This is a genomic window from Cellulosimicrobium sp. PMB13 (genome assembly GCF_051294865.1).
Lineage (GTDB): Bacteria > Actinomycetota > Actinomycetes > Actinomycetales > Cellulomonadaceae > Cellulosimicrobium.
On sequence record NZ_CP145910.1, the window covers coordinates 3463341 to 3479209 of the forward strand.

At 71.9% G+C, this 15869-nt stretch carries 14 protein-coding genes; 8 read left to right on the plus strand and 6 right to left on the minus strand.

Translation table 11 applies throughout. The features are described 5' to 3' along the window. Positions 1-50: 50 nt before the first annotated feature. The 3 genes from V5D56_RS15560 to V5D56_RS15570 form a co-directional block, all read right to left on the minus strand. Entirely contained in the window at positions 51-1400 is a 1350-nt protein-coding gene (locus tag V5D56_RS15560; protein ID WP_435736198.1) for a class II 3-deoxy-7-phosphoheptulonate synthase, read from the minus strand. A gap of 16 nt (positions 1401-1416) precedes the next feature. After that, the gene (locus V5D56_RS15565) at positions 1417-2643 is read right to left on the minus strand and encodes a pyrophosphate--fructose-6-phosphate 1-phosphotransferase (protein ID WP_435736199.1); all 1227 of its coding nucleotides are present in this window, start codon (positions 2641-2643) and stop codon (positions 1417-1419) included. 152 nt (positions 2644-2795) lie between these two features. Then, entirely contained in the window at positions 2796-3581 is a 786-nt protein-coding gene (locus tag V5D56_RS15570; RefSeq protein ID WP_435736200.1) for a lysophospholipid acyltransferase family protein, read from the minus strand. A gap of 57 nt (positions 3582-3638) precedes the next feature. Here V5D56_RS15570 and V5D56_RS15575 point away from each other — a divergent pair, with 57 nt between their 5' ends. Continuing rightward, entirely contained in the window at positions 3639-4346 is a 708-nt protein-coding gene (locus tag V5D56_RS15575) for a hypothetical protein (RefSeq protein ID WP_435736201.1), read from the plus strand. A gap of 48 nt (positions 4347-4394) precedes the next feature. Here the strand turns inward: V5D56_RS15575 and V5D56_RS15580 are convergent, their stop codons facing one another. Continuing rightward, on the minus strand, positions 4395-5342 hold the full coding sequence (locus V5D56_RS15580; RefSeq protein WP_435736202.1) for an ROK family glucokinase: 948 nt from the start codon (positions 5340-5342) through the stop codon (positions 4395-4397). 215 nt (positions 5343-5557) lie between these two features. On the opposite strand from V5D56_RS15580, the gene V5D56_RS15585 reads away from it, so the two are divergent. From V5D56_RS15585 to V5D56_RS15595, 3 genes are all read left to right on the plus strand, one after another. Next, on the plus strand, positions 5558-7375 hold the full coding sequence (locus tag V5D56_RS15585; RefSeq protein ID WP_435736203.1) for an AMP-dependent synthetase/ligase: 1818 nt from the start codon (positions 5558-5560) through the stop codon (positions 7373-7375). Between the two features lie 98 nt (positions 7376-7473). After that, on the plus strand, positions 7474-9327 hold the full coding sequence (locus V5D56_RS15590) for a DEDD exonuclease domain-containing protein (protein ID WP_435736204.1): 1854 nt from the start codon (positions 7474-7476) through the stop codon (positions 9325-9327). Beyond that, positions 9306-9587 carry an Lrp/AsnC family transcriptional regulator gene (locus V5D56_RS15595; protein WP_251151469.1) on the plus strand — a complete coding sequence of 94 codons (282 nt, stop codon included), beginning with the start codon at positions 9306-9308 and terminating at the stop codon, positions 9585-9587. The genes V5D56_RS15590 and V5D56_RS15595 overlap by 22 nt, the downstream gene beginning before the upstream one ends. A gap of 3 nt (positions 9588-9590) precedes the next feature. Here V5D56_RS15595 and trpD read toward each other — a convergent pair whose 3' ends face one another. After that, positions 9591-10616: an anthranilate phosphoribosyltransferase gene (gene trpD / locus V5D56_RS15600; RefSeq protein WP_435739055.1), complete on the minus strand. Its 1026-nt coding sequence runs from the start codon at positions 10614-10616 to the stop codon at positions 9591-9593. Positions 10617-10710: 94 nt separating this feature from the next. Further along, complete coding sequence (locus V5D56_RS15605; protein WP_435736205.1) at positions 10711-11151, minus strand: hypothetical protein; 441 nt, start codon at positions 11149-11151, stop codon at positions 10711-10713. A 285-nt stretch (positions 11152-11436) separates the two neighbouring features. On the opposite strand from V5D56_RS15605, the gene ctaE reads away from it, so the two are divergent. The 4 genes from ctaE (at position 11437) to qcrB (ending at position 15752) form a co-directional block, all read left to right on the plus strand. Continuing rightward, positions 11437-12087: an aa3-type cytochrome oxidase subunit III gene (gene ctaE / locus V5D56_RS15610; protein ID WP_435736206.1), complete on the plus strand. Its 651-nt coding sequence runs from the start codon at positions 11437-11439 to the stop codon at positions 12085-12087. A 73-nt stretch (positions 12088-12160) separates the two neighbouring features. Beyond that, positions 12161-12940: a cytochrome bc1 complex diheme cytochrome c subunit gene (qcrC, locus tag V5D56_RS15615; protein ID WP_435736207.1), complete on the plus strand. Its 780-nt coding sequence runs from the start codon at positions 12161-12163 to the stop codon at positions 12938-12940. Then, positions 12937-13998: a cytochrome bc1 complex Rieske iron-sulfur subunit gene (gene qcrA / locus V5D56_RS15620; protein ID WP_435736208.1), complete on the plus strand. Its 1062-nt coding sequence runs from the start codon at positions 12937-12939 to the stop codon at positions 13996-13998. The genes qcrC and qcrA overlap by 4 nt, the downstream gene beginning before the upstream one ends. Then, on the plus strand, positions 13995-15752 hold the full coding sequence (gene qcrB / locus V5D56_RS15625) for a cytochrome bc1 complex cytochrome b subunit (RefSeq protein WP_435736209.1): 1758 nt from the start codon (positions 13995-13997) through the stop codon (positions 15750-15752). The genes qcrA and qcrB overlap by 4 nt, the downstream gene beginning before the upstream one ends. Positions 15753-15869 lie beyond the last annotated feature (117 nt).

Genomic DNA, 15869 nt, shown 5'->3' on the forward strand with positions numbered 1-15869 from the left:
CGATCGCCCGGGGCACCCCCGGGCGACGGTGACGGACCTGGTCGAAGTTCTCAGCGCCGCAGCATCTCCGCGACCTGGAACGCCATCTCGAGCGACTGCTGGTGGTTGAGCCGCGGGTCGACGAGCGTCTCGTAGCGCAGGGCCAGCCCCGCGTCGTCGATCTCCTCGGACCCGCCGAGCACCTCCGTGACGTCGTCGCCGGTGAGCTCGACGTGCAGCCCGCCGGGGACGGTCCCCGCCGCACGGTGGACCTCGAAGAACCCGCGGACCTCGTCGAGCACGTCGTCGAACCGGCGCGTCTTGTACCCGCTCGCGGACGTGATGGTGTTGCCGTGCATGGGGTCGGTCACCCAGGTGACGGGGACCTCCTCGCGCGCGACGGCCTCCACGAGCGGGGGCAGCGCCTCGCGGACCCGGCCCGCACCCATGCGCGAGATGAACGTGAGACGGCCGGGGACCCGGCCCGGGTTGAGGCGCTCGGCGAGGGCGAGCGCGTCGTCCGGCGACGTCGTCGGGCCGAGCTTGACGCCGATCGGGTTGGCGACGCGCGACAGGAACTCGACGTGCGCGCCGTCGAGCTGGCGCGTGCGCTCCCCGATCCACAGGAAGTGCGCGGACGTGTCGTACGCGTCGCCCGTACGCGCGTCGAACCGCGTGAGCGCGCGCTCGTAGTCGAGCACGAGGGCCTCGTGGCTGACGAAGAACTCGACCGTTCGCAGCGCGTCGAAGTCCGCGCCGCACGCGTCCATGAAGCGGATCGCGCGGTCGATCTCGGACGCGGTCTGCTCGTAGCGCGCGTACGCGGGGTTGCGCATGAAGCCGCGGTTCCACTCGTGGACCTGGCGCAGGTCGGCGAAGCCGCCGGTGGTGAAGGCGCGCACGACGTTCCACGTCGCGCTCGAGATCTGGTACGCCTCGACGAGCCGCTCGGGGTCGGGGACGCGCGACGCCGCGGTGAACGCGTGGCCGTTGATCATGTCGCCGCGGTAGGCCGGCAGCGTGACGCCGTCGCGCGTCTCGCTGTCGGAGCTGCGCGGCTTCGCGTACTGCCCCGCCATGCGCCCCATCTTCACGACCGGCATGCTCGCGCCGTGCGTGAGGATGACCGCCATCTGGAGGATGGTGCGGATCTTGTTGCGGATGCGGTCGGCGTTGGCCTCCGCGAACGTCTCGGCGCAGTCGCCGCCCTGGAGGAGGAACGCCTCGCCCCGGCTCGCCGCGGCGAGCCGGGAGCGCAGGGTGTCCGCGGCGGCGGGCACCACGAGCGGCGCGGAGGCCGACAGGCGCTCGCGCACTTCGGCGAGCGCCGCCTCGTCCGGCCACGTCGGCTGCTGGAGCGCGACGAGGGAACGGAATCGGTCGAGGTCGGTGCCGACCTCCGGCTCGCTCGTGGTGGTCATCGCGGTGCCGCCGGCGTCAGTGCGCGGCCGGGGCGGCGGCGACGAGCGGCTGACCGATGCCGTCGAGCAGCTCGCCGAACCACGCCTGCGTGACGTCGAACGCCTTGCCGCCCGCGATGCGCGGGAACTCGATCGCGCGCAGGCGGTCGCCCTGCTCCTCGTCGTGGCCGATGACGCCGGACTCGCCGCGCAGCGCGCACTCGACCGCGAGGTCGGTCATCGACTTGATGAGGCGCAGGTCCTCGGCGTTCGCGGCCGCGGCGCGCGAGTAGTAGCCGGACTTCTGGACCATGACCTTCTCGGCGCCCAGCTTCTCGGCGAACTGCTTCGCGAACCACTGGCCGGGGTTGACCGTGTCGAGCTTGACGTGGCCGAACGGGTCGCGCTCGACCGTCTCCCCCGCGGCCTCGAGCTGCGCGACGATCTCGTGCATGCCCGCGCCCTCGGACAGGAAGATGTTGACGTTGCCCTGCGTGTCCATGATCGCCTTGAGGCGCTCCGCCTCGGCATCGATGTCGAGGGCGAGCTCAGGCAGGAAGACGGCGTGCACGTCCCAGCGCTCGCGCGTCAGCCCGAGAGCCGGGGCCCACTCCTGGGCGTCGAGCCACTTGCGGTACTCCGCCGCCGACGCCGCGGTGAGCCAGCCGCAGTGCCGGCCCATGACCTCGTGCACGATGAGCATGCGCGGGCCCGAGCGGTGCTCGCCGATGACGTTCGCGGCGAAGCCCGCGGCCTCCTCGGCCGCGGTCCACGCGCCGAGCGACTGGCGGATCGGGATCACGTCGTTGTCGATCGTCTTGGGCAGGCCCACGACCGTGAGCTCGTACCCGTTGTCGTGCAGGTAGGCCGCGAGGTCGGCAGCGGTCGTGTTGGTGTCGTCGCCGCCGATGGTGTGGAGCACGTCCACGCCGTCGGTCTTGAGCTGCTCGGCCGCGACCTGCAGCGGGTCCTGGCCCTCCTGGACGAGACCGCGCTTGACGCAGTCCTTCGCGTTCGTCAGCTTGACGCGCGAGTTGCCGATCGGGGAGCCGCCGAAGCGGTGCAGGAGACCGGCCTGCTTGCGGCCCTCGTCGTCCACGACGATCTTCGTGCCCGTGAGCAGGCCGTGGTAGCCGTACTGGTAGGCGATGATCTCGATCTCCGGGTCCAGCTCGGTGTACCGCTCGATGAGCCCGCCGACGGCGGAGGACAGGCACGGGGCGAAGCCGCCCGCGGTGAGGAGGGCGACGCGACGAACCGACATGTGAACTCAGAACCTCTCGTGGGACGGGATCCGTGGGACGGGATCTGCTGGCGCCCGGCCCTGCCGCCCGTCGTGCTCGCGCGGGCGACGGCGGAGGTGGGCGCCACGAGGCCGGCGACGGACCGCGGTGCTCGCGGTCCGGTCAGCCCGGCTCAGTCTACTGACGCGGCGTCGGGCTCCGACGGCGGTTCCGGCACCTGGACGTCGGGGACGGGACGCCCGCCGGGGGCACCTCCGCCGTGCTCGACCTCCTGGTGACCGGCGGCGATCCGGGCCTTCGCCGTCGCCGCGTAGATGTCGACGTACTCCTGCCCCGACAGCCGCATGATCGCGTACATGATCTCGTCCGCCACCGAGCGCAGGATGAAGCGGTCGTTCTCCATGCCGCGGTAGCGCGAGAAGTCGAGCGGCTCGCCGACCACGATCCCGATGCGCATGGGCTTGGGGATGACCTTGCCGATCGGCTGGGCGATGTTGGTCCCGATCATCGCGACGGGGACCACGGGCGCACCGGACTCGAGCGCGAGGCGCGCGACGCCGGTCTTGCCGCGGTACAGCCGGCCGTCCGGGCTGCGCGTGCCCTCCGGGTAGATGCCGAAGAGGTCGCCGTCGCGCAGGACGCGCAGGCCGGTGCTCAGCGCGGCCTCGCTCGCCTTGCCGCCCGCACGGTCGACCGGGATGGTGCCGACCCCGCGCATGAAGCCCGCGGTCAGGCGTCCTTTGACCCCGGTCCCCGTGAAGTAGTCGGACTTCCCGAGGAACTGCACCTTGCGGCCCAGGACCAACGGGAGGATGAACGAGTCGATGACGGCGAGGTGGTTGCTCGCCAGGATCGCCCCGCCGGAGTCCGGCACGTTCTCCACGCCCCGCGTCCAGGGACGGTAGAGCACCCGGAGCAGGGGCCCGACCATCACCTGCTTCATGAACCAGTAGAACAACGTTCCTCCTCGCGGGGTCCCGGCACGGGACGTGCATCCGACTCTAGAGTGATTGTCATGGCCGCACCGAATGCCCAGCCGGACGCCGGACCCCCCGACGACGTCCCGGAGCCCTCCCCGGACGGGACGCCCGAGCCCGCCGGCACCGAACGTCCGGACCCCGACCGCACCGACCCCGACGACGGGACCGACGTCACCGGTCCCGGCAGCGCCGTGCCCGCTCCCGGCGACGACGGGGCCACCGCCGGGGCACCCGCCGAGAAGGGCGACGAGAACCTGGACGTGGACGCACGCTGGGCGGGCATCGTCGCCGAGCTCGGCGACCTGTCCGACCTCGACCCGGGCCCGGTCCGCCCTGCCCCGGGCGACGGCGAGGCCCCGGGCCGCCGGACACCGTCGGCCACCGGTGAGGCACCGCGCGGGCGGGACGTGCTCGGATCCGTCCCGGTCGCCCCGTGGGTCCAGCCGTCCGGGCCGCGCGACTGGCCCGCGACGCCCGAGGTGGAGGCGCTCGAGGAGGCCGAGAGCCACTTCGTGCCCCCGGACCCGCCGCTCGTCCTCGGTCGTGACCCGCTGCTGACGATGGCGTGGTCGCTCGTCGTCGGCGTGCCCGTGGTCCTGCTCGTGCTGCTCGTGGTCGCGCGCCCGTTCCCGGTCGTCGTGGCACAGGTGGGCGGGCTCGCCTTCCTCGCGGGCCTCGCCGTGCTGCTGTGGCGCATGCCGCACCGGCGCGACGACGACCGGGGGCCGGGCGCCGTCGTGTGACCGTGCCGTGGGCGGGGAGGTCGCCGGACCGCCCCGCCCGCGGTCACGTCAGCGGCGCGCGAGATCGGCCGCGCCGACGATGCCGGCCTCGTTGCCGTGCTCGGCGAGCTCGATCTTCGCCTCGGGCCGGTGTCCGCGGGCCGAGAGCTGGTCGGCGAACGCACGGCGGACGGGCTGGAGGAGCAGGTCTCCCGCCGCGCCGACGCCGCCGCCGATGACGATGAGCTCCGGGTCGAGCAGCGCGGTCACGGAGGCCGCACCCTCGCCGATCCAGCGGCCCAGGTTCGCGAGGAGCTCGACGGCGAGGTCGTCCCCCTCCTGCGCGGCCTGCGTGATCTGGGGGCCCGTCAGCTTGTCGGCGTCGCCGCCGCACAGCTCGAGGAGGCGGCGCGCGCGGTCGGGCTGCGCGATGAGCGCGCCCTGGCCGTCGCGCACGAGCGCCGTGCCGGAGGCGTACTGCTCCCAGCAGCCCTCGTGCCCGCACCCGCAGTAGTGCCCGCCGGGCACGACGCGCATGTGGCCCACCTCGGCGGCGACGCCCCACTTGCCGCGGACGAGCTGACGGTCGACGACGATCGCGCCGCCGAGCCCCGTGCCCACGGTCAGCATGAGCATGTCGCTCGCGTCGCGCGCCACGCCGAACTGGAACTCGGCCCAGCCGGCGGCGTTCGCGTCGTTCTCGACGACGATGCTCACGTCGTCGTCCCCGATGAGGTCGCGCACGTTGCGCGCCAGGGGGTACTCGCGCCACGCGATGTTCGGCGCGAAGAGCACCGAGGTGCGGTCGGGGCTGACGAACCCGGCGGCGGCGAGGCCGACGGCGCCGACCTCGTGGTCGGCGGACAGCTCGGCGTACACCTCGGCGATCGCACGATCGATGCTCGCGACGTCGTCCGGCTCGGTGTCGCGACGCGTCTGGGCGAGGATCTCACCCGTCTCGTCGACGACGCCGGCCGCGATCTTCGTCCCGCCGATGTCCACACCGATGGCGTGCATGTCCCGTCCTCACTCGCTAGATGTCGCTGACCGAGCCGATGCCGGGCGCCCGCGGCCGGGCACGCGAGGACGCGTCGGGCCGGAACTCCACGCACGCGCGAAACGTTGCGCAAGCAGCGCACAGCGACTGAAGCCTACCGACATCCGGTGGTCCGCGGCACGCACCGCCACTGGGTAGGGTTCTCCCACCGTCGACTACTGCCACTGGAGCCAGCATGGACGAGATCAGCGCCCCACGGATCGTCGAAGTCGATCCGTCGAAGAACCTCAACGACCTTCTCGCGAGCCGCGTCGCGGCCGACCCGGCGGCACCCATGGTGGAACGCCCGACGGGCCCGGGCGGGGCGTGGGAGGCTCTCAGCGCGCAGGAGTTCGACGCCGAGGTCGTCGCCGTCGCGAAGGGGCTCGTCGCGCGCGGCGTCCAGCCCGGCGACCAGGTGGGCATCATGTCGCGGACGCGGTACGAGTGGACGCTCCTCGACTGGGCGTCGTGGGCCGCGGGCGCCGTGCCCGTGCCGCTGTACGAGACGTCGAGCGCCGAGCAGGTCCAGTGGATCCTGTCCGACGCCGACGTGCGTCTGCTCGTCGTCGAGACCGAGGCGCACGCCGCGACCGCGGAGTCGGTGCGGCAGGGAGCACCGTCGCTCGGCGACGTGCTCGTGATCGACAGCGGGGCGATCGCGACGCTCACCGCGGACGGCGCCGACGTGGACGACGCGGAGATCGTGCGCCGACGCGGTCTCGCCGACCTCGCCGACGTGGCGACCATCATCTACACCTCGGGCACGACGGGTCGCCCGAAGGGCGCCGAGCTGACGCACGAGAACTTCTACTCGCTCACGGTCAACGCGGTCGAGGCCGTGCCCGAGGTCTTCAAGCAGCCCGGGGCGCGCACGCTGCTGTTCATGCCGCTCGCGCACGTGTTCGCACGCTTCATCGGCGTGCTGGTCGTGGCAGGCGGGACGGTGCTCGGCCACACCCCGGACACGAGGACGCTCCTCGCCGACCTCGGCACCTTCAAGCCGACCTACATCCTCTCGGTGCCGCGCGTGTTCGAGAAGGTCTACAACTCCTCGGAGCAGAAGGCGGCCGCGGGCGGCAAGCTGAAGATCTTCCACTGGGCCGCGGCGACGGCGATCGCGTACTCGCGCGCGCTCGACGACCCCAAGGGCCCCGGAATCGGCCTCAAGGTGCAGCACAAGGTCGCCGACGCGCTCGTGTTCAAGAAGCTGCGCCACGCGCTGGGTGGGCACGCGAAGTTCGCCGTCTCGGGCGGTGCGCCGCTCGGCGAGCGGCTCGGGCACTTCTACCGCGGCATCGGGATCCGGATCCTCGAGGGCTACGGCCTCACCGAGACGACGGCGCCCACGGCGGTCAACCGACCGTCGGCCACCCGGATCGGCACGGTCGGCACGCAGCTCCCCGGGTGCGCCGTGCGGATCGGTGCGGACGGCGAGATCCTCCTCAAGGGGCACCACGTGTTCCGCGGCTACCACGGCAACGAGCAGGCGACGCAGGAGGCGTTCGACGACGGCTGGTTCCGCACGGGCGACCTCGGCTCGCTCGACGAGGACGGGTTCCTGCGGATCACCGGTCGCAAGAAGGAGATCATCGTCACCGCCGGCGGCAAGAACGTGGCGCCCGCGATGCTCGAGGACCGGATCCGCGCGCACGCGCTCGTGTCGCAGTGCGTCGTGGTCGGCGACCAGAAGCCGTTCATCGGGGCGCTCGTCACGCTCGACCCGGAAGGGCTGCCCGGATGGGCCGCCATGCACGGCAAGGGCGAGCTGACCGTCGAGCAGGCGGCGAAGGACGCCGACGTCCTGGCGGCGCTCGACGCGGCCGTGACGCGCGCGAACCAGGCCGTCTCGCGGGCGGAGTCCATCCGCAAGTTCACCGTCCTCACCACGGACTTCACCGTCGAGAACGGGTATCTCACGCCGTCCCTCAAGGTGAAGCGCTCGGAGGTGCTCAAGGCCTTCGCCGCCGACGTCGACGCGATCTACGCCGACGGCGCGGCCCCCGTGCGCTGACCTGCCACCGCTCCTGGCGACGGCCCCCCGGCACGATCCGGGGGGCCGTCGTCGTCCGGGGCCGTCGTCTGTCGGAGGGCATGGCTAGCCTTCCCGCCATGTCACCGAGCCCGTTGCTGTCGCCTCACCGGACGGGTCCGGCGGGAGCAGCGGCGGCGACCGTCGGGTCGCCGGTCCAGGCGTCGTTCGAGGACCTGGGCACCCCGCTGAGCGACGTGACGTTCGTCGTCGTCGACCTCGAGACGACGGGCGGGTCGCCGGCCGCCGAGGGCATCACGGAGATCGGGGCCGTCAAGGTCCGCGGCGGCGAGGTGCTGGGCGAGTTCCAGACGCTCGTGGACCCGGGACGGCCGGTACCGGCCTTCGTCGCGCGCCTCACGGGGATCACGTCGGCGATGGTCGCCACGGCACCGCGGATCGAGGCGGTCCTGCCGAGCTTCCTCGAGTTCGCGCGCGACGCGGTCCTCGTGGCCCACAACGCGCCGTTCGACGTGTCGTTCCTCAAGGCAGCGTGCGCCGCGGCCGGGTACGAGTGGCCGGGCAACCAGGTGCTCGACACCGTGCCCCTCGCGCGGCGCGTCGTCACGCGCGACGAGGCGCCGAACCACAAGCTCTCGACGCTCGCGGCGCTCTTCCGCGCGACCGTCACGCCCGACCACCGCGCGCTCGCCGACGCGCGCGCGACGGTCGACGTGCTGCACGCCCTGCTCGGCCGCCTCGGCCCCCTCGGCGTGACGCACCTCGAGGACCTCGCCACCGCGACCGACCCCGTGCCGCAGGACGTCCGGCGCAAGCGCCACCTCGCGGACGGTCTGCCGGACGCGCCGGGCGTGTACCTCTTCCGCGGTCCGGGCGACGAGGTGCTGTACGTCGGGACGTCGACCTCCATCCGGCGCCGGGTGCGCTCGTACTTCACCCGGTCGGAGAAGCGTGCGCGCATCACCGAGATGGTCCGCATCGCGCACGCCGTGACCCCGGTCGTGTGCGCGACGCCGCTCGAGGCGCAGGTGCGCGAGCTGCGCCTGATCGCCGAGCACTCGCCCCGGTACAACCGGCGCTCGCGCCACCCCGAACGCATGGCGTGGGTGCGGCTGACCCACGAGGCGTACCCGCGCCTGTCGGTCGTGCGCGACGTGCGGGCGCCGGCCGCCCACATCGGCCCGTTCGCGTCGGGCAAGCAGGCCCAGGCCGCGGTCGACGCGCTCCACGACGCCTTCCCGATCCGGCAGTGCAGCCGGCGCCTGCCGGTCGTCGCGAGCAGCGGCGCGAGCGCGTGCGTGCTCGCCGAGATGGGTCGCTGCTCCGCGCCCTGCGTCGCGAGGACGCCGGACGCGGGCTACGCGGCGGTCGCCGAAGCCGTCCGGGGGGCGCTCGAAGGGGATCCGTCGCAGGTCGTCGCCGAGCTCGGCCGGCGCATCTCGGCGCTCGCGCAGGACGAGCGGTACGAGCAGGCGGGCGAGGTCACGCACCGGCTCCGGGCGTTCCTCGCCGGTGCGGGGCGGGCGCAGCGGCTGGCCCCGCTGTCCGCGTGCGAGGAGCTCGTCGCCGCACGCGAGACGGACGACGGCGGGTGGGAGATCGTCGTCGTCCGCCACGCGCGCCTCGCCGCGACGGGCGTGAGCCCTCCGGGCGAGGACCCGTGGCCGCTCGTGCGGGCGCTCGTCGCGACAGCGGAGAGCGTCGCGGCGCCCGTGCCGCCCGCCCCGGCGTGCCACCCCCACGAGGCCGAGATCGTGCTCGCGTGGCTCGAGCAGCCCGGGGTGCGCCTCGTCGAGGTGACCGGCACGTGGACCTCCCCCGTGCGTTCCGCCCGGTCCCACGTCGATCCCGCCGTCACGGCCCGCGAGGTGGCCCGGCACGGCGTGCCCGCAGACGCCGCAGGCTCGGTCGTAGAGTGGGCGCACGACGACGACCCGTCCCCGGAGGAACCATGCTCACCGCCATCGTCCTGATCGACACCGATCCCGCGCGCATCCCGGAGGTCGCCTCGGAGGTCGCCGACCTCAAGGGCGTCAGCGAGGTCTACTCGGTCACCGGCAAGGCGGACCTCGTCGCGATGGTCCGCGTGCAGGAGCACGACCAGCTCGCCGACGTGATCGCCGACCGCATCAGCAAGGTCGCCGGCGTCGTCCGGACCGAGACCTTCATCGCCTTCCGCGCGTACTCCAACGTCGACCTCGAGCAGGCGTTCGCCCTGGGGCTCGACGACTGACGGTCAGTCCCGGGCGGCCGCCTCGGCCCAGCGCGTGAGAACCCCGCGAGCGGCGCCCGAGTCGACGCTCGCGGCGGCCAGCTCGTAGGCCGCCCGCAGCCTCTCCACGAGCGATCCGTCCGTCGTGCCCGGGAGGGTCGCGTCCGCGACGAGCGCCGCGGCCGCGTTGAGCAGGACGGTCTCGCGCACGGGACCGGGCTCGCCGTCCAGGAACCGGCGCGTGACCTCGGCGTTGTGCGCCGCGTCCCCGCCCCGCAGGTCCTCGACGGTGATGGGCTCGAGCGCGAGGTCGGCGACCGGGTCGAGCCGGTGCTCGACGACCGCGCCGTCACGCACCTCCCAGATCGTCGCCGTCCCGGTCGCGGCGAGCTCGTCGAGGCCGTCGTCGCCGCGGAAGACGAGTGCCGACGTGCCGCGCGCCGCGAGCACCCCGGCGATGAGCGGCGCCATGCGCCGGTCGGCCACCCCGATGGCCGCGGCCGGCGGCTGCGCCGGGTTCGTCAGCGGACCGAGCACGTTGAACGCGGTGGGGATGCCCAGCTCCTTGCGGGCGACGCCCGCGTGGCGCATGGACGGGTGGAACACCATCGCGAAGCAGAACGTGATGCCGGCCTCGTCCGCGATCCGCGCGACGCGCTCCGGACCGTGGTCGAGCCGGATCCCGAGGGCCTCGAGCACGTCCGCCGCGCCCGACGAGGACGTCGCGGCCCGGTTGCCGTGCTTGACCACGCGCGGTCCGGCGCCGGCCACGACGAGGGAGGCCATCGTCGACACGTTAACCGTGTGGGCCTGGTCCCCTCCCGTGCCGACGATGTCGACGGACGGACCCTCGACGGTGAACCTGCTGGCGTGCTCGAGCATCGCGTCGGCGAGCCCGGTCAGCTCGGCGACCGTCTCGCCCTTGGCCCGCAGCGCCACGAGGAAGCTCCCGAGGCGCACCGGGGACACCTCGCCGGACATGACCTGGTCCATCGCCCACGCCGCGTCGTCGACCGACAGGTCCCGTCCCGCGACGAGACCGGCGAGCATCGCCGGCCACGACCGCGTCGCTCCCGTCGGACCCGGTGTCGTGCTGGCGGGATGGGAGGTGGCGGTCACGAGGTCCTGCCCTTCGGCTGGTCGGTCACGGGGTGCCGGCGGCACCCAGCAGGTCGGCGACGGCGCGCTGCAGCTCCACCGCGTCGAACGGACGCGGCACCGCGTCGTCGGCGAGCGACCACGATGCTAGCCAACCGTCCTGCGGCCTGCCGGTGAGGACCAGGACCGGTGGGCAGCGGTAGATCTCGTTCTTCAGCTGGCGGCACAGGCCCATGCCGCCGGCCTTGTCGGCCTCCCCGTCGAGCACGAGCAGGTCCCAGCCACCCGAGTCGGCGGCGGAGACGACGGCGTCGGACGTGGCGACCTCGTGCCACTCGATGTCGGGGCTGCCGGCTCGCAGCCTGCGCCCGACGGCGAGCCGCACCTGCTCGCGCACGCTCACGTCGTCGCTGTAGAGCAGGATGCGCGGCGCGCGCGCCTGGGGCGCCGCGGCGTCCCCGTGCGTGGTCGTCACGGTCGTCGTCATCGTCGTCACCGTCACCTTCGTCCTCGGCGGTCGGAGCGGACGGGCGAGGGAGCCCGGCTCACGCTGGCATCTTGGCACGTCCGGGGTCCTCGCAGCACCCCCGGACGCTCGTTCCACAGGGAGTCGTCCGCCCGCTGACCAGCGGCGGGGCGCGCCGATTTCATGGCACTTCACGGGGATCCGTCACCAAGTGCAGGTCCGCGTGGGAAGATCTGGAGACTTTGTGAGATTCACCGCCTCCGGGTGGCACGCCCGGTGCCGCGAACCACCCTGTCGTCGGCCATAATGGCTGGTGTGTCGACCGCAACGGCTGCCCCCCACGCCCATCAGCACGTGAGCGTCAACCGACCGAACCCCGTCTCGGTCGGGACGATCGTGTGGCTGGCCAGCGAGCTCATGTTCTTCGCCGGCCTGTTCGCCATGTACTTCACCGTCCGCTCGGTGATGCCTGCCGAGGAGTGGGCCGCACAGGCAGAGAAGCTCAACCTTCCCTTCGCCCTGACGAACACCATCGTGCTGGTCCTGTCGTCGGTGACGTGCCAGCTCGGGGTGATGGCGGCGGAGCGTTTCCAGCCCGTCCGCACCGGCTCGATCTGGCAGATCAACCGCTGGGGCATGAACGAGTGGATCACGCTGACGTTCCTCATGGGCGCCTTCTTCATCGGCGGCCAGGTCTTCGAGTACGCGGAGCTCGTCGAGCACGGCGTCTCGATCTCGTCCACGCCGTACGGCTCGGTCTTCTACATCACGACGGGCTTCCACGGCCTGCACGTGGTCGGCGGACTCATCGCCTTCCTGTTCCTTCTGGGCCGCTCGTTCTCGGCCAAGAACTTCGGGCACCACGAAGCCACGACGGGCATCGTGACGTCCTACTACTGGCACTTCGTCGACGTCGTGTGGATCGCGCTGTTCTTCGTGATCTACATCCTGCGCTGACGTCCCTCCGGGCTCCGTCCGCCGCCAGATCTCCCGCCCCCTGCTCCCCCACCTGCGAGACGAGGATCATTTCGTGAAGGCACTCGCCGCCCGCAGACACCACCGCTTCGCGCCGGTCGTGCTGCTGCTGCTGGCGCTGCTGGTCACCGGTGGCGTCTACGCCGCCCTTGCCCCGACCCCGGCGAACGCCGAGACCGCCAGCACCGAGGACATCGAGACCGGCCAGAAGCTGTTCCAGGCCAACTGCGCCACGTGCCACGGCCCGAACGCGGAGGGCACGGAGTCCGCCCCGTCGCTCGTCGGCGTGGGCGCGGCGTCGGTCGACTTCCAGGTGTCCACCGGCCGCATGCCCATGCAGATGGACGGACCGCAGGCACTCCAGAAGCCGCGCCAGTTCGACGAGGAGCAGACGGCCCAGCTCGCCGCCTACGTCGCCTCGCTCGGCGCCGGCCCGGCGATCCCGACGGACGAGCAGGTGGACGCCGAGCTCGGCAACATCGCCAACGGTGCCGCGATCTTCCGCACCAACTGCGCCATGTGCCACAACGCGGTCGGAGCCGGTGGCGCCCTGTCGGAGGGCAAGTTCGCGCCTCCGCTGTGGGACACCTCCGAGCGCAACATCTACCAGGCGATGCTGACCGGTCCGCAGTCCATGCCGGTGTTCAACGACGCCACCGTGACGCCCGAGGAGAAGCGCGACGTCATCGCGTTCCTCGTCGACCAGCGCGAGGGCTCGGCCGGTGGCCTCAGCCTCGGCTCGCTCGGCCCCGTCAGCGAGGGCCTGTGGGCGTGGATCGTCGGTATGGGCCTCCTCATCGGGGCCGCAGTGTGGATCGGAGCGAAGTCCTCGTGAGCGACTACAAGAACCCGCGCTCGCCCGAGTCCTCGCACCGCGAGGTCGGGCACCGCGAGGAGCACGGCACCCTCGAGACCTTCCCGGACCCGGGCCTGCCGGAGCACAAGAGCCGCCAGGCGGACCGCGACCCGCGTGCCGCGAAGCGTGCGGAGCGTCAGACCGCGACCCTGTTCGGCATCTCCGTGATCGGCACCATCGCCTCGATGGTCGTCTACTTCGCGCTGCCGCCGGACGGCACCACGGCAGGGGTCCGTCTCTCGACGCTCACCCTCGGCGTGGCCATCGCGTTCGCGCTGCTCGGCATCGGCCTCGGTGCCGTGCACTGGGCCAAGACGCTCATGTCCGACCACGAGAAGGTCGACGAGCGCCACGCGATCGCGAGCGACGACGAGACCCGTGCCGGCGCGCTCGCCGAGCTCGAGGCCGGCGTGAAGGACTCGGGGATCGCCCGCCGCGGGGTCCTCAAAGGCGCCGTGATCTCCGCCCTCGCGCTCTTCCCGCTGACCATCGCGGTGCCGCTCGTGAGCAGCGTCGGCGGCGACTGGAACGTCTCCAAGTTCAAGCACACGATGTGGAAGCCCGGGACGCGCCTCGCGATCGACCCGTCGGGCCGGCCCATCAAGGCGGCTGACGTGACCATCGGTTCCGTCGTGCACATCATCCCCGAGGCCTCCCAGGAGGAGATGCAGTCCCACGAGTGGATCACGGAGAAGGCCAAGGCCGTCGTCCTCCTGGTCCGTCTCGACCCGCGCGACCTCCACGCCGACCAGTCCCCCGAGGGTGAGACCTGGTCGTACGACGGCATCGTCGCGTTCTCCAAGATCTGCACGCACGTCGGCTGCCCCGTGGCGCTCTACGAGCAGCAGACGCACCACCTGCTGTGCCCCTGCCACCAGTCGACGTTCGACGTGGCCGACGGCGCGAAGGTGGTCTTCGGCCCCGCCAAGCGGCCCCTGCCGCAGCTGCCGATCACCGTTGATGACGAGGGCTACCTGGTCGCGCAGAGCGACTTCCACGAGCCCATCGGTCCGAGCTTCTGGGAGCGTCTGAAGTGACCACCAGCACCGGGAACGCCGCACCGACCGCCCGCGCCGGCGGTGCCGCACCCACCACGCGCGCGGGCAAGGCGGCGGACTACCTCGACCAGCGCACGAGCATCGGCTCGGCGGTCAAGGAGTTCGCGCGCAAGGTCTTCCCCGACCACTGGTCGTTCCTCCTCGGCGAGATCGCGCTCTACTCGTTCATCGTGCTCATCATCACGGGCATCTTCCTGACGATGTTCTTCGTGCCGAGCATGTCGCTCGTCACCTACCACGGTGAGCCGGCCTCGATGGACGGCGTGCTCATGTCCGACGCGTTCGCGTCGACGCTGCACATGTCGTTCGAGGTCCGCGGTGGTCTGCTCATGCGGCAGATCCACCACTGGGCGGCGCTCGTCTTCATGGCCGCGATCGTCACGCACATGATGCGCGTCTTCTTCACCGGCGCCTTCCGCAAGCCGCGCGAGGTCAACTGGATCGTCGGCCTGCTCCTCATGATCATGGGGCTGGCCGCCGGCTTCTCCGGCTACTCGCTGCCTGACGACGTCCTGTCGGGGAACGGCCTGCGCATCACCGACGGCGTCGTCAAGGCGATCCCGCTCATCGGCTCGTACCTGTCGTACTTCATCTTCGGCGGCGAGTTCCCGGGCGAGCACATCATCCCGAGACTGTTCACGGTGCACATCCTGCTCGTGCCGGGTCTCATCCTGGCGCTCGTCGCCCTGCACCTCTTCTTCGTCGTGCTGCACAAGCACACGCAGTACCCCGGCGGTGGCCGCACCGACAAGAACGTGGTCGGCTTCCCCCTGTTCCCGGTGTACGTGGCCAAGGCCGGCGGCTTCTTCTTCGTCGTGTTCGGCATCCTCGCCCTCATGGGCGGCACGATGGCGATCAACAACGTGTGGAACTACGGTCCCTTCGACCCGTCACCGGTGTCGGCGGGCGCCCAACCGGACTGGTACATGCTGTTCCTCGAGGGATCTCTGCGCCTCATGCCAGGCGGGGCGGAGTTCGTCACCTGGGGCGACTTCACGGTCCCCCTGAACGTCCTCATCCCCGCCGTGGTGGTCCCCGGTCTGCTGTTCACGTTCCTGTTCGTCTACCCGTTCCTCGAGGCGGCCGTGACGAAGGACAAGCGCGAGCACCACGTCCTCGACCGTCCGCGCAACGTCCCGGTCCGCACCGGCCTGGGCGTCGCGTTCCTCACGGCGTTCATCATCCTGGCGCTCGCCGGGTCGAACGACCTCATCGCCACGCACTTCCACATGTCGATCAACACGATCACCTGGGTGTTCCGCATCCTGTTCTTCGTCGGCCCGTGGTTCGCGTACTGGATCACGAAGCGCATCTGCCTGGGTCTCCAGCGCAAGGACCGCGAGCTCGTGCTCCACGGGCACGAGACCGGACGTATCGTCCGGTTCGCGCACGGCGAGTACATCGAGGTCCACCGCCCGCTCGACGAGCAGGAGCGCTGGCTGCGCGTCAACTACCCGGCTCACGCCCCGCTCGAGATCGAGCCGGCGACCGACTCCCGCGGTGTGCGGCGCAAGGGCTACAAGAGCGACAAGCGTCTGCAGCGGCTCTCGCGGTTCTTCTACGAGGACCGTGTCGAGCCGGTGACGCCTGCCGAGCTGGCGGCCGCCCACTCGCACGGCGAGCACGACGCGCTCGGGGGCGGCTCCCACGCCGAGCTCGAGACAGGTGCCGCCGTCGGTGGTGGACGTGACCTGGTCGAGCCCGAGGGCGGTGCCGACGAGCGTCGACCCTGACGTTCCTGCACAGTAGGACGATGACCCGCGACACGGCTTCTCGGAGTTCCGAGGGCTGGTCGCGGGTCATCGGCGTCTCCGGGGGTTGGTGACTTCACCGCTCCCGTTCGCCCGTCG